This is a genomic window from Variovorax sp. GW821-FHT09B05 (genome assembly GCF_059418265.1).
Map to the genome: position 1 here is coordinate 257,437 of NZ_JBWKPN010000005.1, position 22,188 is coordinate 279,624.

The following is a 22,188-nucleotide window of genomic DNA, read 5'->3' on the forward strand; positions in this document are numbered from 1 at the left end:
TACCGGCCTTTTGAGGGCGAATGCCCCGTCGATCGGCGGGGATCAGCCGGTCGCGGCTTCCTCGGCCTCGGGCTTGGACTTGCCTTCCTTCTTCGGCAGCGGCTGGATGTCGAGCAGCACCTCGTCCTTCTCGTCGAGGTCGACTTCCAGGCGCCCGCCCTCGGTCAGGCGGCCGAACAGCAGTTCGTCGGCCAGTGCACGACGGATCGTGTCCTGGATCAGGCGCTGCATCGGCCGTGCGCCCATCAGCGGATCGAAGCCCTTCTTCGCCAGGTGCTTGCGCAGCTTGTCGGTGAACGTGACCTCGACCTTCTTCTCGGCCAGCTGCGTTTCGAGTTGCAGCAGGAACTTGTCGACCACGCGCAGGATGATCTGCTCGTCGAGCGCCTTGAAGTTGACGATGGCATCCAGCCGGTTGCGGAATTCGGGCGAGAACAGGCGCTTGATGTCGCCCATTTCGTCGCCGGCCTGCCGCGGGTTGGTGAAGCCGATGGTCGCCTTGTTCATGGTCTCGGCACCCGCGTTCGTCGTCATGATGATGATGACGTTGCGGAAGTCGGCCTTGCGTCCGTTGTTGTCGGTCAGCGTGCCATGGTCCATGACCTGCAGCAGCACGTTGAAGATGTCCGGATGCGCCTTCTCGATTTCGTCGAGCAGCAGCACCGAATGCGGCTTCTTCGTGACGGCCTCGGTCAGCAGACCGCCCTGGTCGAAACCGACGTAGCCCGGAGGCGCGCCGATCAGGCGGCTCACCGCGTGACGCTCCATGTACTCCGACATGTCGAAGCGGATCAGCTCGATGCCCATGATGTAGGCGAGCTGCTTGGCCGCTTCGGTCTTGCCGACGCCCGTGGGACCCGAGAACAGGAACGAGCCGATCGGCTTGTCGCCCTTGCCCAGGCCCGAACGCGCCATCTTGACCGCGGAGGCCAGCACTTCGAGTGCCTTGTCCTGGCCGAACACCACGCTCTTGAGGTCGCGCTCGATCGTCTGCAGCTTGCCGCGGTCGTCGTTGCTGACGTTGGCCGGGGGAATGCGCGCGATCTTCGCGACGATTTCCTCGACCTCGGTCTTGCTGATGGTCTTCTTGCGCTTGCTCGCCGGCAGGATGCGCTGGGCCGCGCCCGCTTCATCGATGACGTCGATCGCCTTGTCGGGCAGGTGACGGTCATTGATGTACTTGGCGCTCAGCTCGGCCGCGGCCTGCAGTGCGGCCACCGCGTACTTCACGCCATGGTGTTCCTCGAAGCGCGACTTCAGGCCCTTGAGGATGTCGACGGTTTCCTGCACCGAGGGCTCGACCACGTCGACCTTCTGGAAACGACGCGACAGGGCCGCGTCCTTCTCGAAGATGCCGCGGTATTCGGTGAAGGTGGTCGCGCCGATGCACTTGAGCTGGCCGCTCGAGAGCGCCGGCTTCAGCAGGTTCGACGCATCGAGCGTGCCGCCCGAGGCCGCGCCGGCACCGATCAGCGTGTGGATCTCGTCGATGAACAGGATCGCGTTCGGCTTGTCCTTGAGCGACTTGAGCACGCCCTTCAGGCGCTGTTCGAAGTCGCCGCGGTACTTGGTGCCCGCGAGCAGCGCGCCCATGTCGAGCGAGAACACGTTCGACTCGGCCAGGATCTCGGGCACGTCGCCCTGCGTGATGCGCCATGCCAGGCCCTCGGCGATCGCCGTCTTGCCCACGCCGGCCTCGCCGACCAGCAGCGGGTTGTTCTTGCGCCGGCGGCACAGGATCTGGATCACGCGCTCGACCTCGTACTCGCGGCCGATCAGCGGATCGATCTTGCCGTCCTTGGCCATCTGGTTGAGGTTCTGCGTGAACTGTTCGAGCGGCGAGGCCTTCTCGTTCTTCTCGCCGCCGCCCTCTTCGCTCTCGTTCGAGGAGGCTTCGCTGTTGCCCTTGACGGCTTCCGGCGGATCGCTCTTCTTGATGCCGTGGGCGATGAAGTTCACCACGTCGAGGCGGGTCACGCCCTGCTGGTGCAGGTAGTAGACCGCGTGCGAGTCCTTCTCGCCGAAGATCGCGACCAGCACGTTGGCGCCGGTGACTTCCTTCTTGCCGTTGCCGGTGGACTGCACGTGCATGATGGCGCGCTGGATCACGCGCTGGAAGCCCAGCGTGGGCTGGGTGTCCACATCGTCGGTACCCGCCACCTGCGGCGTGTTGTCCTTGATGAAGTTGGTGAGCGACGCCCGCAGGTCGTCGACGTTGGCCGAACAGGCGCGCAGAACTTCCGCGGCGCTCGGGTTGTCCAGCAAAGCGAGCAGCAAATGCTCCACGGTGATGAACTCGTGGCGCTGTTGCCGGGCCTCGACGAAGGCCATGTGCAAGCTGACTTCCAGTTCCTGGGCAATCATGTGATTTCCTTTTTGCCTTGCTGTAAATAAGTTCTCAGATGGGTTGGAGCTTGCCTAAATCAACAGGTTCATTCCACGGGTTCGCTGACACATTGCAAAGGATGCCCTGCCTGCTTGGCCGCCTCCATCACCTGGTTGACCTTGGTGGCCGCCATGTCGCGGGAATAGACCCCACAGACGCCGCGGCCATCGAGGTGGATCTTGAGCATGATCTGGGTGGCGCTTTCGCGGTCCTTGCTGAAGTACTCCTGCAAGACGACGACCACGAACTCCATGGGCGTGTAGTCGTCGTTGAGCATGACCACCTGGTACATCTGGGGGGGCGCCGTTTTCTGCGGACGCCGCTCGAGGACGACCGAATCTCCGTCGTCTCGCGCCGGTTTGCGCACCGGTGGCGTGGGAGGGGTCGAAGGAATTCTCGTTGCCATGAAAAAGATTCTATAGAGCGTGCAAGCGCCGTGCCGGCTCGGGAAAAGCTGGTGGCGAGAATTCGACAAATCAAGAGGCTTGCGTCTCATACGCCGTCAAAAATCCATTCAACGGATTTTGACGATATCCGGCTCGGATATTCCGCCGAACAGGCTTTCGGGGGACCGGCAATTTGGGCCTTTGGGCGTGTTCGGCGGGCGGCAGTTCCGCTGGGAATCGGTGATTTCCTTGGCGCCAAGGTCTTGCAGCCGGGGTTCTGGGCCGGAATGGGCTACACAGCCCGGGAGCGCTTGCGCCTTTTTTCGCCGCGCCTATCGGGCCGAATGGCTTCCTCCACCGCCAGCCTCGGGACCCTCGCCCCCTGCGTCCTGTCCGTAAACATCGCGCCGACAGCCCGCCGTCTCACCCATCGGCAGCCAGAGCGTTCACAAGCCCGGGGGTTCACCTGCAACAACTTCGGCAGGCAGCACGGCCGGCACCGGCGAGGTGCGCCAACGGAATGCCCGCTGCAGCGCCGCCCCGTCGGAGACGCAAATGGCTTGCCAAACTGTTCCAGCTGACGCGGTTCGGGTGCGCCGGCGCAGCGCTCGCCAACCGATTCGGCACCGCCTCGGGTCGCCACCCGACAGCCGCCTGGGTTCAGGCACCCGTTTTCAACGGAAATCCGTAGCAATCCGCCTGCAGATGTATGTCATGCCCGGTTGAAATTCAAGCCGAGGGATGAACCCAGGTGAAAGCACCTCAGGCGTACTCGATGTGGCAGGCGATGCGTTTCCCGGCACAGCCTGGCGATCCGTCCGCAAGCATCTCGGCGCCATGGCTTCGGAGGCTCACGTGCATGCGGACGATCTCGCGCTTGTCCCGCAGTGCGTCGAGCCAGTGGCCCGACAGGACCGGCAACAGCTGCTGCTCCATGAACGCGACGAGTTGCCGCGCGCCGGTGTCGTGGACCCGGCATCGCCCGATGACATGAGCGACGAGATCGTCCGCGTAGCTCAGATCGATGCCGTGCTGCTCTCCCATCCGGTCCGCGATGTGTTGCAGATGCAGCGCGGCGATGCCGGCCATGACCGGCGTCGACAGCGGCAGGTACGGCACCACCGTCACGCGGTCGAGAAAGGCGGCGGAAAAGACGCGGCGTAACGGTACCGCCAGGCCTGAACACAAGGCGTCGGCCGAGGGCATCGCTGCCGGGTTCCTGCAGGCGTGCTCGATGAAGGCCGAGCCGACGCTGCTGGTGAGCAGGATCGTGGTGTGGCGAAAGTCGACGCGTTGTCCTTCGCCGTCCTCCAGCCATCCCTGGTCGAACACCTGGCAGAAGAGCTCGTGCACATCGGGATGGGCCTTCTCGACCTCGGCCAGCAGCACGACGCCATAGGGCCGGCGGCGAACGGCCTCCGTGAGCACGCCGACCTCCCCGTATCCGACGCCGCCCGAAGGCATGCCCCGAAGCATCGCCACGCTATGAGGCTCCTGGAACTCGCTCATGTTCAGGGTAATGAGGCTCTGCTCGCCGCCGTGCATCGCCTCGGCCAAGGCCAGCGCCGTTTCGGTCTTGCCGACACCGGGAGGCCCCGCCAGCAGGAACACACCAGCGGGCTTGCATGGATCCGTGAATCGCGCGTGCGCCGTCTGGATGCGCCGCGCGATGATGTCGAGCGCGCCCGCTTGGCCGAGCACGCGCTGTTCGAGCACCTGCCGCAGCTGAAGCACGGCCAGGGCCTCGTCGGTGAGCAGCCGCCCGGTGGGGATACCGGTCCACTCGGCGACGATCTTCGCAACCACGGCTTCGTCGACCTGGAGAAAGACCTGTGGCGTGTCTTGCTGAAGGCCTTGAAGCTCCTGCTCGAGCACCGATGAATCGAGATGCGGAAGATGGTCCGGCTCACCCTCCCCCTCCGTTCTTTCTTCTACCCTCAGCGCCTGGATCTGCCGGACCAGCGCTTTCTCCCCCCGCCACTTGTTCTTCTGCGCCCTGAGCTCATCGCGGATCTGCTCGAGCGAATCGCGCACCGCGATCAGCCGTGCCAGCCGGGTCTCGCAACCCCGGGCCATCCTGGCTTCGTCGCGCAGCAGCCCGACCTCGACCGCAAGCGCCGCGATCCGCTGCCGCAGGCCCGTCACGGCCGGTGGCGGCACATGCAGCGACATGGCCACGCGCGCACAGGCCGTGTCGAGCAGGCCAATGGCCTTGTCGGGCAACTGCCGCGCAGGCAGGTAGCGATGCGACAGCACGACGGCGGCGCGCACCGCCTCGTCGAGCACGGTCACGCCATGGTGCACGGCGAAGGTGGTGGCGAATCCCCGCACCATGTCGATGGCCTCAGCCGCCTGCGGCTCCATGATCTGCAGCACCTGGAAGCGGCGCGCGAGCGCGGGATCCTTCTCGACGTGTCGCCTGCATTCGCGCCGAGTGGTGGCGCCGATGACGCGCAACGCACCGCGTGCAAGAACCGCCCTCAGGAGATTGGCGGCATCTCCCGCTGCATCCCGGTCACCTGCGCCGACCAACGCATGCAACTCTTCGATGAACAGGATCACCGGCTGCGTCGACTGCGCCGCTTCCCGCAGCAGTGCCTCGAGCCTGTGCTCGAACTCGCCATGTGCGCCGGCACCGGACAACAGTGCGCCGACGTCGAGGCTCAGCAGCCGCGCATGGCGCAACTTCGGCGGGACCTCCGTCCTGGCAATTGCCAGCGCGAGCCCCTCGACGACCGCGGTCTTGCCCACGCCGGCCTCGCCGGTGAGCAAAGGGTTGTTCTGGCGCCGACGCAACAGGATGTCGACCATGGCGCCGATCTCCTGGGCACGGCCGATGACGGGATCGATCCGCTCCGCGCGTGCATGCTCGGTGAGATCGGTGCAGTAGACGGCCAGCGCGGACCCAGCCGAGGTGGCTGGTGCCATCGCGAGACCAGCTTCGCCGGGAAACACCGGCACGGTGTCCGAGCCATCGCGAGGTCCTTCCGCTTCTTCGGGCGACCCCTTCACGAGCGCGAGCAGTTCATCGGGCCGCCGTTCGATCGCCAGGGCCCGAAATGCGGGCGAGATCTCGAACAGCACACGCCGAAGCTCCGGGGTCTGCAACAGCGCGCTCATCAGTTGCACTCCACGGATGCAACGGCTGCCGAACTCGAGACTGGACAAGAGCCAGGCGCGCTCGATCGCCGCTTCGATGTGGTGCGAGAAGTCGCTCAACGACGAAGTGCCGGCGGGCAGGCACGACAAGGCCGCGGCAAAACCCTTGTCGAGCAGTGGCAGGCTGATGCGATGGTGATGGCACAGGCGATGCAGGTCGCCATCGCCGGCCTGACGGAGCTGGTGCAGCCAGTGCACGAGTTCGACATGCGGATTGCCGCGCAGCTTCGCGAACGCCGTCGCCGATTCGATCGCGCGAAACAGCGTGGGGTCGAGCTTCAGGAACAGTGCTCGCCGAGACAAGATCATGGCCGGCCCTCCCCTCGCTCACGCTGCGTGCATGCCTGCGCGAAGCGATGCGCGGCTTGCGCGCATGGCGGCATCGATCGCGACTTTTTCCTGCCCCTCATCGTGCACTCCCCTGATCCTCGATGCGCACGATTCTGTCGAGGCAGTAGCGTGTTTTTTCGTCCCCAGTTTTCAGCAATAGTTAAATGCGCACGGGCATCATCCCGTCCGTGATCTTTGCCCCCAACGAGTCTTTCCGGACCGTCAAAAGAGACCCGCGCGGCAAAGAAAAAGCCCCCGAGGCTCGCGAGAACCTCGGGGGCTTATGGCTGTCGCTTCGGCGTTCGAGAACGCCGAGGGCGGGATCACATGTTGTCGATCATCACCTGGCCGAAGCCCGAGCAGCTCACTTGCGTGGCGCCGTCCATCAGGCGGGCGAAGTCATAGGTGACCTTCTTGCTGGCGATCGACTTTTCCATCGCGCTGATGATCAGGTCGGCGGCTTCCTTCCAGCCCATGTGGCGCAGCATCATTTCGGCCGAGAGGATTTCGGAACCGGGGTTCACGTAGTCCTTGCCGGCGTACTTGGGCGCGGTACCGTGGGTGGCTTCGAACATGGCGACGGTGTCGCTCAGGTTCGCGCCCGGGGCGATGCCGATGCCACCGACCTGCGCGGCGAGCGCGTCGGACACATAGTCGCCGTTGAGGTTGAGCGTGGCGATGACGCTGTACTCGGCGGGACGCAGCAGGATCTGCTGCAGGAACGCGTCGGCGATGCTGTCCTTGACGGTGATGTCCTTGCCGCTCTTCGGGCTCTTGAACTTCATCCACGGGCCGCCGTCGATGAGTTCCGCGCCGAATTCCTTCTGGGCCAGGGCGTAGCCCCAGTCACGGAAGCCACCTTCGGTGAACTTCATGATGTTGCCCTTGTGCACCAGCGTGACGCTCGCCTTGTCGTTGTCGATCGCGTACTGCAGCGCCTTGCGCACCAGGCGCTCGGTGCCTTCCCTCGACACCGGCTTGACGCCGATGCCCGAGGTGTCGGGGAAACGGATCTTCTTGACGCCCATTTCCTCTTGCAGGAACTTGATGAGCTTCTTGGCCTTGTCGCTCTCGGCTTCGAACTCGATGCCAGCGTAGATGTCTTCCGAGTTCTCGCGGAAGATGACCATGTTGGTCTTGTGCGGCTCGCGCACCGGACTGGGCACGCCTTCGAAGTACTGGATGGGGCGCAGGCAAACGTAGAGGTCGAGTTCCTGGCGCAGCGCGACGTTCAGCGAACGGATGCCGCCGCCGACGGGGGTGGTCAACGGGCCCTTGATCGAAACGACGTAGTCGCGCACGGCGTGCAGCGTTTCTTCGGGGAGCCAGACATCGGGACCGTAGACCTTGGTCGACTTTTCGCCGGCATAGACTTCCATCCAGTGGATCTTCTTCTTGCCGCCGTAGGCCTTGGCCACCGCAGCATCCACCACCTTCAGCATCACGGGCGTGATGTCCAGTCCAGTGCCGTCGCCTTCGATGAAGGGAATGATCGGCTGGTCGGGCACATTGAGCGAGTTGTCGGCGTTGACCGTGATCTTCTGGCCTTCGGTCGGGACTTTGATGTGCTGGTAGCTGGACATGAGGGGAGGAAGACTCCGGAGTGGAAGTAATTCGGTGACGACTGTCTGCGAATTCAGACAGCGAGGGGGATTCGCTGTACAGCCCGCGAACAAATCGCTGTACATTTTAGACGCAACCCATCAGTGGGCGTTTGTCAACCTGCGGGCCGCCGGCCTCGTTAGTGCCTGACCTTCTGCTCGCCGGGAGGCGTTTCCAACCAATTCTCGATAGAGGAATCCATCAATGAGCAAACTTCTCGCAGTCATGATCGCTGGCCTGTTCGCAGCCGGCGCCTATGCCCAAAACCCGGCTGGCACCACCCCCGAGCAAGGGAACGCCAGCAACAGCAAGGCGCAGCAACGCGCTGAAGCCCGTAAGGACGCACGTCCCGCTGGCAAGGTGGCCGCTCCCGCTGGCGACATCGCCAAGACGCCCGAAGGCGGCGCCATCGGCACCGACAAGGCTGCTACCTCCGGCGAGAAGCGCGCTGAAAGCCGCGACCAGCGTCGTCGCAACAAGGACGGCAGCGTGAAGCGCAAGTCGACCCAAGGCGGCACGCCCCAGTAAGGATTCGTCCTCTTGAAAGAAAGCGCTCCATCGGGGCGCTTTTTTTCGCGCTCATTCTTTGCTCACTCTTCCAGGGCCCGCACTGTCAACCGCAACGAATGCTTTCCGTTGAACACGCACCTCCACAGGGAGGTGGTCCATATCTAACAATCTCAAAGGATTTGTCATGAAGAAGCTGTTCGCTGCCCTGGTCGCCGGTCTTGTCGCATTCGGTGCCTTTGCCCAACAACCCGAACCCGCCGCAGCAGCTCCCGCCGCTGCCGCCACCAAGGCCAAGGCGCCGGCCAAGAAGCACGCCGCCGCCAAGAAGCACAAGGCTCGCAAGGTCGCCAAGGCCCACGTCGCCACCAAGAAGGCGTAAGCTAGCCGCCTTCACAGGCCATGCCCGCCAGGCCCGCTTCCGCGGGCTTTTTTCATGGGGCCGGGCACGGCCTTCTTTGTATGGAAGAGTCTGAAAGAACCCCGATGCTCCAGCGTTTTGCCGCCCTGTTGGCCTTCTCCGTCGCCGCTTCCGCCGCCCTGCTCGCTCCGGCCCACGCCCAGCAGGAACCCCAAACCAACCTCGCCCGCACCAAGCTGTCGATCGGCCTGTACACCATCGATGCGCAGATCGCCCAGGCGCCGGTCGAGCGCCAGGTCGGCCTGATGTTCCGCAAGGAAATGCCGCAGGCCGAAGGCATGATCTTCGTGTTCGAGCAGCCCGCCACCCAGTGCTTCTGGATGCGCAACACGCTGCTGCCGCTGACGGCCGCCTTCGTGGCCGAGGACGGCCGCATCGTCAACCTGGCCGACATGAAGCCGCAGACCGACGACTCGCATTGCTCCGAGGAGCCCGTGAAGTACGTGCTCGAAATGAACCAGGGCTGGTTCAAGAAGAAGAACATCAAGAAGGGCGCAAAGATCACCGGCGAGCTGTTCGCCGCGGGCAAGCGCTGAGTCCCCGCGCTGGCCGCACACCGCCGACCGATTTCGGTTGGCCCAACAAAAAGCCCCGCGTCGCGGGGCTTTTTCATGAAGGCACCGCGATGGTGCCCCTCGTCGATCTCAGCCGAAGTTCTTCTCGGCGAAGTCCCAGTTGACCAGCTTGGCCAGGAAGGTCTCGACGAACTTGGGACGCAGGTTGCGGTAGTCGATGTAGTAGGCGTGTTCCCAGACGTCGACCGTCAGCAGCGCCGTGTCGGCGGTCGTCAGCGGCGTGCCGGCGGCGCCGGTGTTCACGATGTCCACGCTGCCGTCGGGCTTCTTCACCAGCCAGGTCCAGCCCGAGCCGAAGTTGCCCACGGCCGACTTCACGAAGGCTTCCTTGAAGGCATCGAAGCTGCCCCACTTGGCATCGATGGCCTTGGCCAGCGCGCCGCTGGGAGCGCCGCCGCCCTGGGGCTTCATGCAGTTCCAGAAGAAGGTGTGGTTCCAGATCTGGGCCGAGTTGTTGTAGATGCCGCCGCTGGACTTCTTGATGATCTCTTCGAGCGTGAGCGACTCGAACTCGGTGCCCTTCTGCAGGTTGTTGAGGTTCACCACATAGGCGTTGTGGTGCTTGCCGTAGTGGTACTCGAGGGTCTCCTTCGAGTACTCGGGTGCCAGCGCGTCGAGGGCGTACGGCAGGGGTGGGAGCACATGTTCCATGGTTTTTTCTCGTGGGTTGGTTGTGGGGAATCAATGATTCTAGAAAGGAATCGTGGCACTCACGTCGGACGCGTTCCCGTCGCGCCGCGTGACCCGACGGTCAGATCGACGGAGCCATCGGCCAGGCGGGCAACGACGGCATCGCCGGGTGCGAGCGCCTTCGCGCTGACCACGGCGCGCCCGTCGGCGTCGGTGATCCAGGCATAGCCGCGCTGCAACACGAGCGCGGGATCGAGCAGGCGCAGCCGCAGCGCGACACGCTCCAGGCGCTCGCGGCGCTGCACCAGCGCGCGCTCGAACTTCGAAGGGAAATCGTTGGCCAGCGTCTGCGCCGCCTGCGAATGCCGCTGCGTCCTCGACAACACCGCATAGTGCAGGCGCTGCGCATGGTGCGCGAGCCGCAACTGCTGCCGTGCCACCAGCGACGAAGGACGGCCCAGCCGGCCCGCGGCCTGGTCGAGCCGCTGGCCCAGCACGTCGAGCCGCGCACCGATGGCGTCGTCGAGCCGCTCCTCGAGCAACGTCAGGGCATCGAGCCACAGCGCCTGCGGCGCGCTGACCAGCTCGGCCGCGGCGGTAGGCGTCGGCGCGCGCAGGTCGGCGCAGAAATCGGCAATGGTGAAGTCGGTCTCGTGGCCCACGCCGCTGATCAGCGGCACCGGGCTCTGCACGATGGTGCGTGCCAGGCTCTCGTCGTTGAAGGCCCAGAGATCCTCGATCGATCCGCCGCCGCGCACCAGCAGGATGACGTCGACCGCCGGTTGCATCGCGTAGAGCGATTGCAGCGCGCGCACCAGCTCGCCGGGTGCAGCGGCGCCCTGCACCGCCGCGGGCGCCACCGTCACAGGAATGTGGGGCACGCGCCGGCGCAACGCGGTCACCACGTCATGGAGCGCCGCGGCGCCCAGCGAGGTGACAACGCCGATCGCGCGCGGCATCACCGGCAGCGCGCGCTTGCGCGCCGGGTCGAACAGCCCCTCGGCCTCGAGACGCGCCTTGCGCTGGAGGAACTGCTCGAACAGGGCGCCCTGCCCGGCACGGCGCAGGCTTTCAACCACCAGTTGCAGATCGCCGCGCGGCTCGTAGATCGCGAGACGCCCGCGCACCTCGACCTGGTCGCCGTCGCGCGGCGAGAAATCGAGCAGGCCGGCCGCGCGGCGGAACATGGCGCAGCGCAGTTGGCCCGACTCGTCCTTGAGCGAGAAGTAACAATGTCCACTCGCCGCACGCGAAAAACCGGAGATTTCGCCGCGCACGGAAACCGGATTGAAGCGGGCATCGAGCGCATCGGCGACCGCGCGGCACAACGCGCCGACGGCCCAGACGCGCGGTCCGGAAACCGGATTGGGGTCACGCAAGTTCACAAAACCGCCGAATCGTGATTTGGCACTCTTCCACAACGGGTGCCGTGGCTCGGGCGCCAGGGCCCTGGGGTCGGACAATTGCACGGTTTCTCGTGCAAGTTGTTGATTTCATTTAAAAAAGCGGTGCCCAAAATTCAATCGATCTAATGGAAAGCCCAGTTGGCGCGGCTCGCGGCAACTTGCGCAGCGGGTTAATCACAAAGTTATCCACAGAATCTGTGCGTCTTGGCCGACACGCAAACAAGCCGTGTGGCGATGGTGGGCTCGGTGGATAATCGCCGCGCATTGACAGCCTACGGGGCCGGAGGATTCCTTGTTTTCCATCATAGTTGCTGCAGGTTGGCCCATCTGGCCGCTGCTCGCTTGCTCGGTGATTGCACTCGCACTCGTTATAGAACGTTTCACAAGTCTCAAGACAGTGAAGGTGCTTCCGCCCAAGCTGCTCGACGAAACCATCACCGTGTCGCACAACGCGGTACCCGGCCCCGATGTGGTGACCAAGCTGGAAAACAACTCGATGCTCGGCCAAGTGCTGGCCGCCGGCCTGCGGGCGCTGAACGCCAATCCGCGCTGCACCGAGGACGACCTGCGCGCGGCCATGGAAGCCTCAGGCCGCACCGTGGCGCACCGGCTGGAACGCTACCTGCCCGCCCTGGCTACCATCGCCTCGGCCGCCCCGCTGCTCGGGCTGCTGGGCACGGTGATCGGCATGATCGAGATCTTCGGCTCGCAGTCGCCGACCAGCGGCGCGGTCGGCTCGGGCAACCCGGCGCAGCTCGCGCACGGCATCTCGATCGCGCTCTACAACACGGCCTTCGGCCTGATCGTCGCGATCCCGACCCTGATCTTCTGGCGCTACTTCCGCAGCCGCGTCGACGAGTACCTGCTGAACCTGGAACTCTCGGGCGAGCGCTTTGCGCGCCATCTCAACGCGATGCGCAAATGAGGGCGCTCCCCGCCTTCATGGCCGCCACCGGGAGCGCCCGGTGAGCCGCGGCCGCATGCAGTTTCGCCATGGCGCGCGCGACGAGCCCGAGATCAACCTGATCCCGTTCATCGACGTGCTGCTGGTGGTGCTGATCTTCCTGATGCTGTCGACCACCTACAGCAAGTTCACCGAGATGCAGCTGCGACTGCCGACGGCGGACGTGGACGCGCAGCGCGACTACCCGAAGGAAGTGATCGTCGGCGTGTCGGCCGACGGGCGCTATTCGGTCAACAAGACGCCCGTGCCCGACCGCAGCGTGGACACCGTGGCGGCGGCGCTCGCCGCGGCCGCGACCGGCGGCAAGGACAGCGTGGTGATCATCAGCGCCGATGCCAGTAGCCCGCACCAGGCCGTGGTTACGGTGATGGAAGCGGCGCGCCGCGCGGGCCTGATGCAGATCACCTTCGCCGCCCAGTCGACGGCGCAAGCCGGGCACTGAGTTGCCGTCGCAGGGGCGCAACGGCACCCACGCCGGCGCAACCGCCTCGCGGCTTCGGCGCGCCTGGCTGTCGCGCGGTCCGCTGGCGATGCTGTTGTGGCCGCTGTCCCTGCTCTTTCGCACGCTGGTGGCGCTGCGCGCGCTGCTCTATCGCCTCGGCTGCTTGCGTACCGAGCGCATGCCGGTACCGGTGGTGATCGTCGGCAACGTGATCGCCGGCGGTGCGGGCAAGACGCCGGTGGTGATGGCCGTGGTGCAGCATCTGCGCGCGCGCGGCTGGCAGGTCGGCGTGGTGTCGCGCGGCTACGGCCGGCACACGGACGACTGCCGCGAAGTCCTGCCCGACAGCGATCCGCGCGAGGTCGGCGACGAGCCGGCACTGATCCGGCGCAGCACCGGCGCGCCAGTGTTCGTGGCGCGGCGTCGCGCCGAGGCAGCTCGCGCGTTGCTCTCCGCCCACCCCGCCACGCAGGTCGTCGTCAGCGACGACGGCCTGCAGCACCTGGCGCTGGCGCGCGATATCGAGATCTGCGTGTTCGACGACCGCGGCATCGGCAACGGCTGGCTGCTGCCGGCCGGCCCCTTGCGCGAACCCTGGCCGCGCGATTGCGACCTGGAACTGCACAGCGGTGAGCACCCGGCGTTCCCCGGTGGCTTCACCGCCACGCGCCAACTGGCGACCTACGCGGTGGCCAGCGACGACGCCCGGACGCCACTGGCCTCGCTGGCTGCGCGCCCCATCACAGCACTGGCGGCGATCGCACGGCCCGAAGCCTTCTTCGAGATGCTGCGCGCGCAAGGCGTCGAACCCGAACGAACCATCGCCCTGCCCGATCACCACGATTTCGCCGACTGGCACAACGACGTGCCGGCCGGCCATCTGCTGCTCTGCACAGAGAAGGACGCGGTCAAGCTCTGGCGCAAGGAGCCTGGTGCGCTGGCCGTGCCGCTGCTGTTCGCCCCCTCCGAAGCCTTCCTCGCGGCGCTCGACGCAAAGCTATCATCGACCGATGGACACCAAGCTGCTTGAACTGCTCGTCTGCCCCGTCACCAAGGGCCCCCTGACCTGGAATCCGGAGAAGCAGGAACTCTGTTCGCGCAGCGCGCGCCTGGCCTATCCGGTGCGTGACGGCATTCCGGTGCTGCTCGAGAACGAGGCCCGCACCCTGTCCGACGACGAACTCGGGCTGTGAGCTTCACGGTTCTGGTGCCGGCCCGGCTGGCGTCGACGCGGTTGCCCGACAAGCCGCTGGCCGACATCGCGGGCGTGCCGATGGTGGCGCGCGTGGCGCAGCGCGCGGCGCAGTCCGGCGCGGCGCGCGTGGTGGTGGCGGCGGACCATGCCTCGATCCTCGCGGCGTGCCAGGCCCACGGGGTGGAGGCGATCATCACCCGCCAGGACCATCCGAGCGGCAGCGACCGCCTCGCCGAAGCCTGCGAACAGCTCGGCCTCGACGGCGACGCGGTGGTGGTCAACGTGCAGGGCGACGAGCCGCTGATCGACCCGGCGCTGATCGACGCCGTGGCCGCGGCGCTGCTCGCGCGGCCCGATGCCGCCATGAGTACCGCGGTGCATGCGATCGATTCGGTGGCCGACTATCTCAATCCGAACGTCGTGAAGGCCGTGCTCGACGCGCAGGGCAATGCGCTCTATTTCAGCCGCGCGCCGATTCCCTGGTGGCGCGACGGTGCCGCGCCGGGCGTGCCTCCGACGCAACTGCCTTCGCCCGCGCCACTGCGCCACATCGGCATCTACGGCTACCGTGCGGGTTTCGTGCGCCGGTTCCCCTCGCTGCCGCCCTCGCCGCTCGAAACCATCGAGGCGCTCGAGCAACTGCGCGCGCTATGGCATGGGCATCGCATCGCGGTGCATGTGAGCGATGCGGTGCCGGGACCGGGCGTGGACACGCCGGAAGACCTGGCGCGGGTGCGAGCACTGTTCGGCGCCGCGAACTGAGCGCTGGCCTAGCGGCGGCCGGCCGCTGCGATCAGTCACGCAGATGCCATCCAGGCCTGGAAGTTCCAGGCTTCTAACGGCAGTCCAATCTTCGTCCAACTTGCCCGATTCATCCACGAAGAGCCGGCTTCGGAGCGCAAGGCGTCTCGATCTTCTCTTTCGGGCCATCGCCATCGCAGGTGCCCGGCGAAATTGTTCACGGGGCCGCGTGCTATCCTCGACGCAACTCCGTCCGCGGCACTTTGTCTTCATCGAAGGGTGCTTGCGCGACGTGACACAAATCCAAGAACCCTCCGAGGACACCATGAGACTGATTTTGTTGGGCGCGCCCGGGGCGGGCAAAGGCACGCAGGCGGCCTTCATTTGCCAGAAATACGGCATTCCGCAGATTTCCACCGGCGACATGCTGCGCGCCGCCGTCAAGGCCGGCACCCCGCTGGGCCTGCAGGCCAAGGCCGTGATGGATGCGGGTGCGCTGGTCAGCGACGACCTCATCATCAATCTCGTGAAGGAACGCATCGCCCAGCCCGACTGCGCCGAGGGCTTCCTGTTTGACGGCTTCCCGCGCACCATTCCGCAGGCCGACGCGATGAAGGCCGCGGGCGTCAAGCTCGACTACGTGCTCGAGATCGACGTGCCCTTCAGCGACATCATCGAGCGCATGAGCGGCCGCCGCTCGCACCCAGCTTCGGGACGCACCTACCACCTCAAGTTCAACCCGCCCAAGGTCGAAGGCAAGGACGACCTGACCGGCGAGGAACTGATCCAGCGCAAAGACGACGAGGAAGAGACCGTGCGCACGCGGCTCGACGTCTACAGCCAGCAGACGCGACCACTGGTCGACTACTACTCGGCCTGGGCCAAGACCGATCCGGCCGCCGCGCCGAAGTACCGCGCCATCCAGGGCGTGGGCACGGTCGAAGAGATCACGCAACGTGCACTGGCCGCACTGAGCAGCTGATCCCCGACTCGAATCCCAAGCCGCGTGCGGGCCTCGAGGCCCGCGACGCGGCTTTTTTCTTTGGCGTCCCGACTTCAGAGTAATTCGAGCGTCAGCGCGATGCGCGCCTTGACGGGCGTCAGCGCGCCCGCATCGCGCAGGCGGTCGCCCGGCTTGGGCAGGATGCGCCCTTGCGTGCAGCGGGTGGCGCGCAGCACCGCGATGCCGGCCTCCTGCGCCTCGAGCGCCGCCGCCTCGAGCGCATGGTGCAGCGTGCCGTTGCCGGTGGTCGCCAGCACGAGGCCCCGCAGAGGAGACGCCGCCGTGCCGTCGGCACGCAGCGCATGGATCAACGCGCCGCTCGCGCCCGCGTGGCTCATCACGATCTCCACGCGTGGCCATGCGACCTCGTCCTCGGGCAGGCGATCGAGGACAGCGCTCGCTTCCGACGCCGGCCAGTCGCGCACGCGCCGCACCTCGCCCTCCTCCACGTAGCCCACCGGCCCCGCGTCGCCCGCGTCGAAGGCATCGAGCCGATAGGTGTGCACCTTCTGCACGTCGAAGGCACCGAGCACCGTGCCCGCGCATACCGCGGTCACGCCCTGCGCGCCCGGTGTCGCGGCCACGGCGATCGCATCGCGCACGTTCTGCGGACCGTCGGGCGACAGCGCAGATGCCGGGCGCATGGCGCAGGTCAGCACGATGGGCTTGCGCGGTGCCAGCACCGACTGGAGGAAGAAGGCGGTTTCCTCGAGCGTGTCGGTGCCGTGGGTGATCACCACACCGGCCACGTCGGGCTGCGCCAGCCAGTGGGCGCAGCGCAGCGCCAGTGCGCGCCAGATCGCGAAGGACATGTCCTTGCTGTCGACCTGCGCCACCTGCTCCGCCGCCAGCGTCACGCCCGCGGGCGCTTCGATGCCGCCGAGCAGGTCGGCCACGCCCACCTCGCCGGCGGTGTAGCCGATGTTGTCGCCGCTGTGCGCCGCGCGGCCCGAAATGGTGCCGCCGGTGCCGAGCACCACCACGCGCCGCGGATTCGTAAGGGATGAAGTCACCATGACTTGCCAACTTTGAAAAACTGGTTAAAAATACAGGTACTGGATGTTCAGCCAGTGCCGCAAGGAACCACCATGCAGTTCGCCGTGAAGCTTACCGCCCGCCAGCAGCAGATCCTCGATCTGATCCAGAGCGCCATTGCCCGTACCGGGGCGCCGCCCACTCGCGCCGAAATCGCGAGCGAGCTGGGCTTTCGCTCCGCCAATGCCGCCGAGGAGCATCTGCAGGCGCTGGCCCGCAAGGGCGTCATCGAACTCGTGAGCGGTACCTCGCGCGGCATCCGCCTCAAGGGCGATGCACTGCGCTCGCTGGCCGAATCGCGCAACAGCCAGTTCTCGCTGTCGCTGCCCGGCATGGCCCAGCTCGCGCTGCCGCTCATCGGCCGCGTCGCGGCCGGTTCGCCGATCCTCGCGCAAGAGCATGTCGACCAGACCTACTACGTCGAGAACACGCTGTTCCAGCGCCAGCCCGACTACCTGCTCAAAGTGCGCGGCATGTCGATGCGCGACGCCGGCATCATGGACGGCGATCTGCTCGCCGTGCAGGCCACCAAGGAAGCGCGCAACGGCCAGATCGTGGTGGCGCGCCTCGGCGACGAGGTGACCGTCAAGCGCCTCAAGCGCAACAAGCAGGTGATCGAGCTCCACGCCGAGAACCCCGACTACCCGACCATCGTGGTCCAGCCCGGCGAGCCCTTCGAAATCGAAGGCCTCGCGGTCGGCCTGATCCGAAACACCATGCTGATGTAGGCCTGCCGAGCCGGCCCGGCGGTCTGCATCGCCGAGCCGCTTCGCGGATCCGCATCACGCATACCCCATCCGGTCGCCGCAGGTGGCGGGCGTATGGCGCTTTGTCGCCATCACCCTGCTGCGCCCGATGACAACGAATCCTGCCTGTGTTCAACCTCAAACCTTCTTGGAGTTCACATGGGAATCGCCCTCCTCACCTTCGTCGATCTTTGGATGCCGCTGCAGTCGCTCGCGAGCCGCTGGTTGCCCGCCCGCCCCGCACACCGTCGCGATGACGACCTGTGCGCCAGCGAGCTGCGCTATGTCTCGGTACGGCCGTCGTGCACGGCACGCGGTGACAGCGGACAGAACGCCGTCACGGCCGCAGCCGTCGCCCAGGCGCCTTCGCGTCCGCTGCGGGTGGTGCGCGTCGTCGACCGCCAGCAGGGCGGCGCGCGCAACAGCAACCGCGTGGTGATTTCGGGCCGGATGGCGGATGTGTGCGCCGAGCTTGATCGCCTCGCCGCGCTCGAGGCACTCGAAACCGCCGCCGTGTCGCCCCGCCCCGTGCACCTGCACTGAGGGCGCCGGCCCCGGCGTTTCACGCGGTCGCTCGATCGCGAGGACGCGCGAGGTCTAGGCAGAGGGTGTGAAGAAACCGCAGCAGCTGGTTTTTTCACACCCTGTCGGGAAGGCAGTCCAACGTCGCCCCTTTGCCCGCCTTTGCCCCCGCTTCTCCTGCCTTTGCCCCCGTTTTCACCCCTTTCGGGGCCCAGGGGCCGTATCCAAACGTTCAACGGCGCGCCGATTCCATGCTGCGAGGCACAATGGCATGCCATGAATATTGTGATCCTCGACGATTACCAGGATGCGGTGCGCAAGCTGCACTGTGCTTCGAAGCTCGATGCCTACGCAGCCAAGGTCTACACCAACACCGTCAAGGGCATCGGTCAACTCTCGGTGCGGCTCAAGGACGCCGATGTGATCGTCCTGATCCGCGAGCGTAGCCAGATCTCGCGCCAGCTGATCGAGAAACTCCCCAAGCTCAAGCTGATCTCGCAGACGGGCCGCGTCAGCAGCCACATCGACGTGGCCGCCTGCACCGAGCGGGGTGTCGCGGTGGCCGAGGGCTCGGGTTCGCCGCAGGCGCCGGCCGAACTGACCTGGGCACTGATCATGTCGGCGATGCGCCGGCTGCCCCAGTACATCAGCAACCTCAAGCACGGCGCCTGGCAGCAGTCGGGGCTCAAGTCGGCCTCGATGCCGCCCAATTTCGGACTCGGCTCGGTGCTCAAGGGCAAGACGCTCTGCGTCTGGGGCTACGGCCGCATCGGCCAGCTCGTGGCGCGCTACGGCCAGGCCTTCGGCATGCAGGTCGTGATCTGGGGCCGCGAGGCGAGCTGCGCCAAGGCGCGCTCCGACGGCTTCCAGGTGGCGCAGAGCCGCCAGGAGTTCTTCGCGATGGCCGACGTGCTGTCCGTGCACCTGCGGCTCAACGACGAAACCACCGGCCTGATCACGCTCGAGGACCTCTCGCGCATGAAGCCGACCTCGCTGTTCGTCAACACCTCGCGCGCCGAGCTGGTCGAGCCCGATGCGCTGCTCGCCGCGCTCAACCGCGGCCGCCCCGGCCTGGCGGCGATCGACGTGTTCGAGAGCGAACCGCCGCTGCAGGGCCATGCGCTGCTGCGGCTCGAGAACTGCATCTGCACGCCGCACATCGGCTACGTGGAGCAGGAGAGCTACGAGATGTACTTCGGCCAGGCCTTCGACAACGTCGTGAGCTTCATCAAGGGCAACCCCACCAACATCGTCAACCCCGGCGCGTTGCAGGTCCGGCGGTGAAGCCGTGAGCCAGCCGGCGCCGAGGGGCGCACTCTGGGCGCTGCTCGCTGGCAACTTCGTGATCGGCACCGGGGTGATGGTGGTGCCGGGCACGCTCAACGAAATCAGTGTTTCGCTCAAGGTCAGTGCCGCCACCGCGGGGCAACTGATCACGGCCGCGGCCTTCGTCACCTGCCTCGGCGCACCGTTGCTCGCGGCCGCGGTGGCCGGCTGGGACCGACGCCGGCTGCTGGCCCTCACGATGCTCTGGTACGCGGCCTGGCACGCGGTGTCGGTCTTCATGCCGAGCTTCGGCGCCCTGCTGCCCGTGCGCATGCTCGCGGTGATCGCACCGGCCATCTTCACGCCCCAGGCCGCCGCCTGCGCCGGCATGCTGGTGCCGCCCGAGCAGCGCGGGCGCGCGGTCACCTTCGTCTTCCTCGGCTGGTCGATGGCCTCGGTGCTGGGCCTGCCCATCGGCGCGCTGATCGGCGGCCACTTCGGCTGGCGCGCGGCCTTTCTCGCGATCTCGGCACTCAGCGTCTTGAGCGCGGTCTCGGTGTGGCTCACGCTGCCCGGCGGCATCCGGCCGGCGGCGCTCACGGCCGCGGCCTGGGGGCGCGTGCTGCGCAGCCCGGTGCTGATGGGCATCGTGTCGATCACCGCGCTGCAGGGCGCGGGCCAGTTCGTGCTGTTCAGCTACTTCGGCCCGATCCTCAAGCAGCGCTTCGGCGCCGATGCCACCGCGCTGAGCCTGATGTGGGGCTGGTTCGGCGTCTGCGGCCTGCTGGGCAACATGGTCGTGAGCCGCATCATCGACCGCGCGGGCGCCGGTCGGATGGTGCTGGCGACCACGGGCCTGATCGCGCTGAGCCTGGCACTCTGGCCGCTGGCGGACAGCCTGTTCTGGATCGCGGTGGTGGTCTCGCCCTGGGGCCTGGGCTGCTTCTCGACCAACTCGGCCCAGCAGGCACGGCTGGTGGGCCTCGCGCCCGCGCTGGCGCCGGGCTCGGTGGCACTCAACAGCTCGGGCATCTACATCGGCCAGACCTTCGGCGCCGCGCTCGGCGGCTGGCTGCTCGCGCGCGACGCCATGCACTGGATGAGCTGGGTCGGGCTCGCGCTGCTGCTGGTCGCCATCGTGCTCAGCGTGAGCATCGACCGCAGCTGCCGGCCGGCCTGAACGGCGCGGCGAACCCCGTCGCGCCGGCGTCCGCATGCCTCCCCGAGAAACACCGGGGAAACCCTTCTCCCGCCAGACTGCAAAATCGCTGCTGCAGCGGCCGGCGTGCGCGCACGCGCCAGCGGCCCGCCCGAACCTCTCAACCTTTGAAAAACCCCAGCCACACATGACAGTGAACTACACCCGGATCGGCGTCGTCGGCGCCGGTGCCATGGGGCGCGGCATCGCCCAGATCGCGGCCCAGGCCGGCAGCGAGGTGCTGCTGCTCGACAGCTTCGAGGGCGCCGCGGCGCGCGGGCGCGATGCCATCGTCGCCCAATGGAACAAGCTGCACGAGAAGGGCCGCATCGACGAGGCCACGCGCGACGCCCAGATCGCGCGCGTACGGATCGCCGAGTCGGCGCAGGCACTGGTCGGCTGCGACCTCGTGATCGAGGCCGTGGTCGAGAACCTCGAGGTCAAGCGCAAGCTGTTCGCCGAGCTCGAAGCCATCGTCGCGCCCGGCGCCACGCTGGCCACCAACACTTCCTCGCTCTCCGTGACGGCGATCGCGGCCGGCCTCAAGCACCCCGAACGCTTCGCGGGCTTTCACTTCTTCAACCCGGTACCGCTGATGAAGGTGGTCGAGGTGGTGGCCGGCTTCAAGACCGCGCCCGAGGTCTGCAGCCGGCTCGCGGGCTATGCCACGCAGATGGGCCACAGCGCGGTGCAGGCACAGGACACGCCCGGCTTCATCGTCAACCACGCCGGCCGCGGCTACGGCACCGAGGCGCTGCGCATCGTTGGCGAAGGCGTGGCCGACTTCGTGACCGTCGACCGCATCCTGCGCGAGCAGGCGGGCTTCCGCCTCGGCCCCTTCGAGCTGCTGGACCTGACCGCGCTCGACGTCTCGCACCCGGTGATGGAATCGATCTACCGCCAGTACTACGACGAGCCGCGCTACCGCCCGAGCGTGATCACCGCGCAGCGTCTCGCGGCCGGCGCGCTGGGCCGCAAGACCGGCGAAGGTTTCTACCGCTACGAGGACGGCGCGATGCAGCAGGCCCCTGAGGCACCGGCGCCGAAGGTCGATACGCTGCCCGCCGTGTGGGTCTCGCCGCGCGCCGCACGCCGCGCCGAACTGCTGCGCCTGGTCAACACGCTGGGCGCGCAGATCGACAGTGGCGCCTCCGCCGCGCCGCAGTCGCTGATCCTGGTCGCGCCGCTGGGCTTCGACGTCACCACGGTCGCGGCCGTCGACCGCCTCGATGCCACGCGCACCGTCGGCATCGACATGCTGATCGACGACGCCGCCAGCAAGCGCCGCGTGCTCGCCACCAACCCCGCCACCCGGCGCGACATGCGCGACGCAGCGCATGCCCTGTTCGCGCGCGACGGCAAGGCCGTGAGCGTGATCCGCGACAGCGGCGGCTTCGTCACGCAGCGCGTGATCGGCACCATCGTCAACATCGCGGCCGACATGTGCCAGCAGCGCGTGTGCACGCCAAGCGACCTCGAGACCGCGGTGCAGTTGGGCCTCGGCTATCCGCGCGGCCCGCTGGCCATGGGCAACCTCTACGGGCCCACCAACATGCTCGAGGTGTTGTTCAACATGCAGACCGTCTATGGCGATCCGCGCTATCGCCCGAGCCCGTGGCTGCGCCGCCGCGGCGCGCTGGGCCTGAGCCTGCTGCACGAGGAAGAGTGAGCCGC

At 66.8% G+C, this 22,188-nt stretch carries 21 protein-coding genes; 14 read left to right on the top strand and 7 right to left on the bottom strand.

The window, feature by feature from the left end:
- Window positions 1-42: 42 nt before the first annotated feature.
- The 4 genes from clpA to icd all read right to left on the bottom strand — a co-directional run bounded on the left by clpA (window position 43) and on the right by icd (window position 7,844).
- On the bottom strand, window positions 43-2,364 hold the full coding sequence (clpA, locus tag AC07RM_RS15450) for an ATP-dependent Clp protease ATP-binding subunit ClpA (protein ID WP_093342208.1): 2,322 nt from the start codon (window positions 2,362-2,364) through the stop codon (window positions 43-45).
- Between the two features lie 68 nt (window positions 2,365-2,432).
- Window positions 2,433-2,792 (bottom strand): ATP-dependent Clp protease adapter ClpS, encoded by a 360-nt coding sequence (gene clpS, locus AC07RM_RS15455; RefSeq protein ID WP_093342210.1) that lies wholly within the window; start codon window positions 2,790-2,792, stop codon window positions 2,433-2,435.
- Between the two features lie 742 nt (window positions 2,793-3,534).
- Window positions 3,535-6,240 (bottom strand): type VI secretion system ATPase TssH, encoded by a 2,706-nt coding sequence (gene tssH / locus AC07RM_RS15460; protein ID WP_495335107.1) that lies wholly within the window; start codon window positions 6,238-6,240, stop codon window positions 3,535-3,537.
- Between the two features lie 344 nt (window positions 6,241-6,584).
- Window positions 6,585-7,844, bottom strand: a complete 1,260-nt coding sequence (gene icd, locus AC07RM_RS15465; RefSeq protein ID WP_495335108.1) for an NADP-dependent isocitrate dehydrogenase — start codon at window positions 7,842-7,844, stop codon at window positions 6,585-6,587.
- A gap of 223 nt (window positions 7,845-8,067) precedes the next feature.
- Between icd and AC07RM_RS15470 the strand changes: the two genes are divergently transcribed.
- The 3 genes from AC07RM_RS15470 (at window position 8,068) to AC07RM_RS15480 (ending at window position 9,327) form a co-directional block, all read left to right on the top strand.
- Complete coding sequence (locus AC07RM_RS15470) at window positions 8,068-8,391, top strand: cell envelope biogenesis protein TolA (RefSeq protein ID WP_203201166.1); 324 nt, start codon at window positions 8,068-8,070, stop codon at window positions 8,389-8,391.
- 166 nt (window positions 8,392-8,557) lie between these two features.
- Window positions 8,558-8,752 carry a hypothetical protein gene (locus AC07RM_RS15475; RefSeq protein ID WP_093342215.1) on the top strand — a complete coding sequence of 65 codons (195 nt, stop codon included), beginning with the start codon at window positions 8,558-8,560 and terminating at the stop codon, window positions 8,750-8,752.
- A gap of 104 nt (window positions 8,753-8,856) precedes the next feature.
- On the top strand, window positions 8,857-9,327 hold the full coding sequence (locus AC07RM_RS15480) for a DUF192 domain-containing protein (protein ID WP_093342217.1): 471 nt from the start codon (window positions 8,857-8,859) through the stop codon (window positions 9,325-9,327).
- 108 nt (window positions 9,328-9,435) lie between these two features.
- On the opposite strand, the gene AC07RM_RS15485 is transcribed toward AC07RM_RS15480, so the two are convergent.
- Together AC07RM_RS15485 and xseA are read right to left on the bottom strand one after the other, a co-directional pair.
- Window positions 9,436-10,017 carry a superoxide dismutase gene (locus tag AC07RM_RS15485; RefSeq protein ID WP_093342218.1) on the bottom strand — a complete coding sequence of 194 codons (582 nt, stop codon included), beginning with the start codon at window positions 10,015-10,017 and terminating at the stop codon, window positions 9,436-9,438.
- 59 nt (window positions 10,018-10,076) lie between these two features.
- Window positions 10,077-11,381, bottom strand: coding sequence for an exodeoxyribonuclease VII large subunit (gene xseA, locus AC07RM_RS15490; protein WP_495335242.1), 1,305 nt, complete (start codon window positions 11,379-11,381; stop codon window positions 10,077-10,079).
- A 313-nt stretch (window positions 11,382-11,694) separates the two neighbouring features.
- On the opposite strand from xseA, the gene AC07RM_RS15495 reads away from it, so the two are divergent.
- The 6 genes from AC07RM_RS15495 to adk all read left to right on the top strand — a co-directional run bounded on the left by AC07RM_RS15495 (window position 11,695) and on the right by adk (window position 15,726).
- Window positions 11,695-12,327 carry a MotA/TolQ/ExbB proton channel family protein gene (locus AC07RM_RS15495; protein WP_093342221.1) on the top strand — a complete coding sequence of 211 codons (633 nt, stop codon included), beginning with the start codon at window positions 11,695-11,697 and terminating at the stop codon, window positions 12,325-12,327.
- 55 nt (window positions 12,328-12,382) lie between these two features.
- The gene (locus tag AC07RM_RS15500) at window positions 12,383-12,808 is read left to right on the top strand and encodes an ExbD/TolR family protein (protein ID WP_490876803.1); all 426 of its coding nucleotides are present in this window, start codon (window positions 12,383-12,385) and stop codon (window positions 12,806-12,808) included.
- 88 nt (window positions 12,809-12,896) lie between these two features.
- Window positions 12,897-13,838 carry a tetraacyldisaccharide 4'-kinase gene (lpxK, locus tag AC07RM_RS15505; RefSeq protein ID WP_495335243.1) on the top strand — a complete coding sequence of 314 codons (942 nt, stop codon included), beginning with the start codon at window positions 12,897-12,899 and terminating at the stop codon, window positions 13,836-13,838.
- Window positions 13,819-14,001: a Trm112 family protein gene (locus AC07RM_RS15510; RefSeq protein WP_057596378.1), complete on the top strand. Its 183-nt coding sequence runs from the start codon at window positions 13,819-13,821 to the stop codon at window positions 13,999-14,001. Before lpxK ends, AC07RM_RS15510 begins: the two co-directional genes overlap by 20 nt.
- Window positions 13,998-14,765 carry a 3-deoxy-manno-octulosonate cytidylyltransferase gene (kdsB, locus tag AC07RM_RS15515; RefSeq protein WP_495335109.1) on the top strand — a complete coding sequence of 256 codons (768 nt, stop codon included), beginning with the start codon at window positions 13,998-14,000 and terminating at the stop codon, window positions 14,763-14,765. Before AC07RM_RS15510 ends, kdsB begins: the two co-directional genes overlap by 4 nt.
- 304 nt (window positions 14,766-15,069) lie before the next feature.
- Window positions 15,070-15,726, top strand: a complete 657-nt coding sequence (gene adk / locus AC07RM_RS15520) for an adenylate kinase (RefSeq protein WP_093342226.1) — start codon at window positions 15,070-15,072, stop codon at window positions 15,724-15,726.
- A 74-nt stretch (window positions 15,727-15,800) separates the two neighbouring features.
- On the opposite strand, the gene AC07RM_RS15525 is transcribed toward adk, so the two are convergent.
- Window positions 15,801-16,763, bottom strand: a complete 963-nt coding sequence (locus AC07RM_RS15525) for an asparaginase (RefSeq protein ID WP_495335110.1) — start codon at window positions 16,761-16,763, stop codon at window positions 15,801-15,803.
- 72 nt (window positions 16,764-16,835) lie between these two features.
- On the opposite strand from AC07RM_RS15525, the gene lexA reads away from it, so the two are divergent.
- From lexA to AC07RM_RS15550, 5 genes are all read left to right on the top strand, one after another.
- The gene (lexA, locus tag AC07RM_RS15530) at window positions 16,836-17,510 is read left to right on the top strand and encodes a transcriptional repressor LexA (RefSeq protein ID WP_057596370.1); all 675 of its coding nucleotides are present in this window, start codon (window positions 16,836-16,838) and stop codon (window positions 17,508-17,510) included.
- 177 nt (window positions 17,511-17,687) lie between these two features.
- Window positions 17,688-18,071: a hypothetical protein gene (locus tag AC07RM_RS15535; RefSeq protein ID WP_495335111.1), complete on the top strand. Its 384-nt coding sequence runs from the start codon at window positions 17,688-17,690 to the stop codon at window positions 18,069-18,071.
- 255 nt (window positions 18,072-18,326) lie between these two features.
- Window positions 18,327-19,334 carry a D-2-hydroxyacid dehydrogenase family protein gene (locus AC07RM_RS15540; protein WP_093342231.1) on the top strand — a complete coding sequence of 336 codons (1,008 nt, stop codon included), beginning with the start codon at window positions 18,327-18,329 and terminating at the stop codon, window positions 19,332-19,334.
- A gap of 4 nt (window positions 19,335-19,338) precedes the next feature.
- The gene (locus AC07RM_RS15545; RefSeq protein WP_495335112.1) at window positions 19,339-20,496 is read left to right on the top strand and encodes an MFS transporter; all 1,158 of its coding nucleotides are present in this window, start codon (window positions 19,339-19,341) and stop codon (window positions 20,494-20,496) included.
- Window positions 20,497-20,662: 166 nt separating this feature from the next.
- Window positions 20,663-22,183: a 3-hydroxyacyl-CoA dehydrogenase gene (locus tag AC07RM_RS15550; protein ID WP_495335113.1), complete on the top strand. Its 1,521-nt coding sequence runs from the start codon at window positions 20,663-20,665 to the stop codon at window positions 22,181-22,183.
- Window positions 22,184-22,188: the final 5 nt, after the last annotated feature.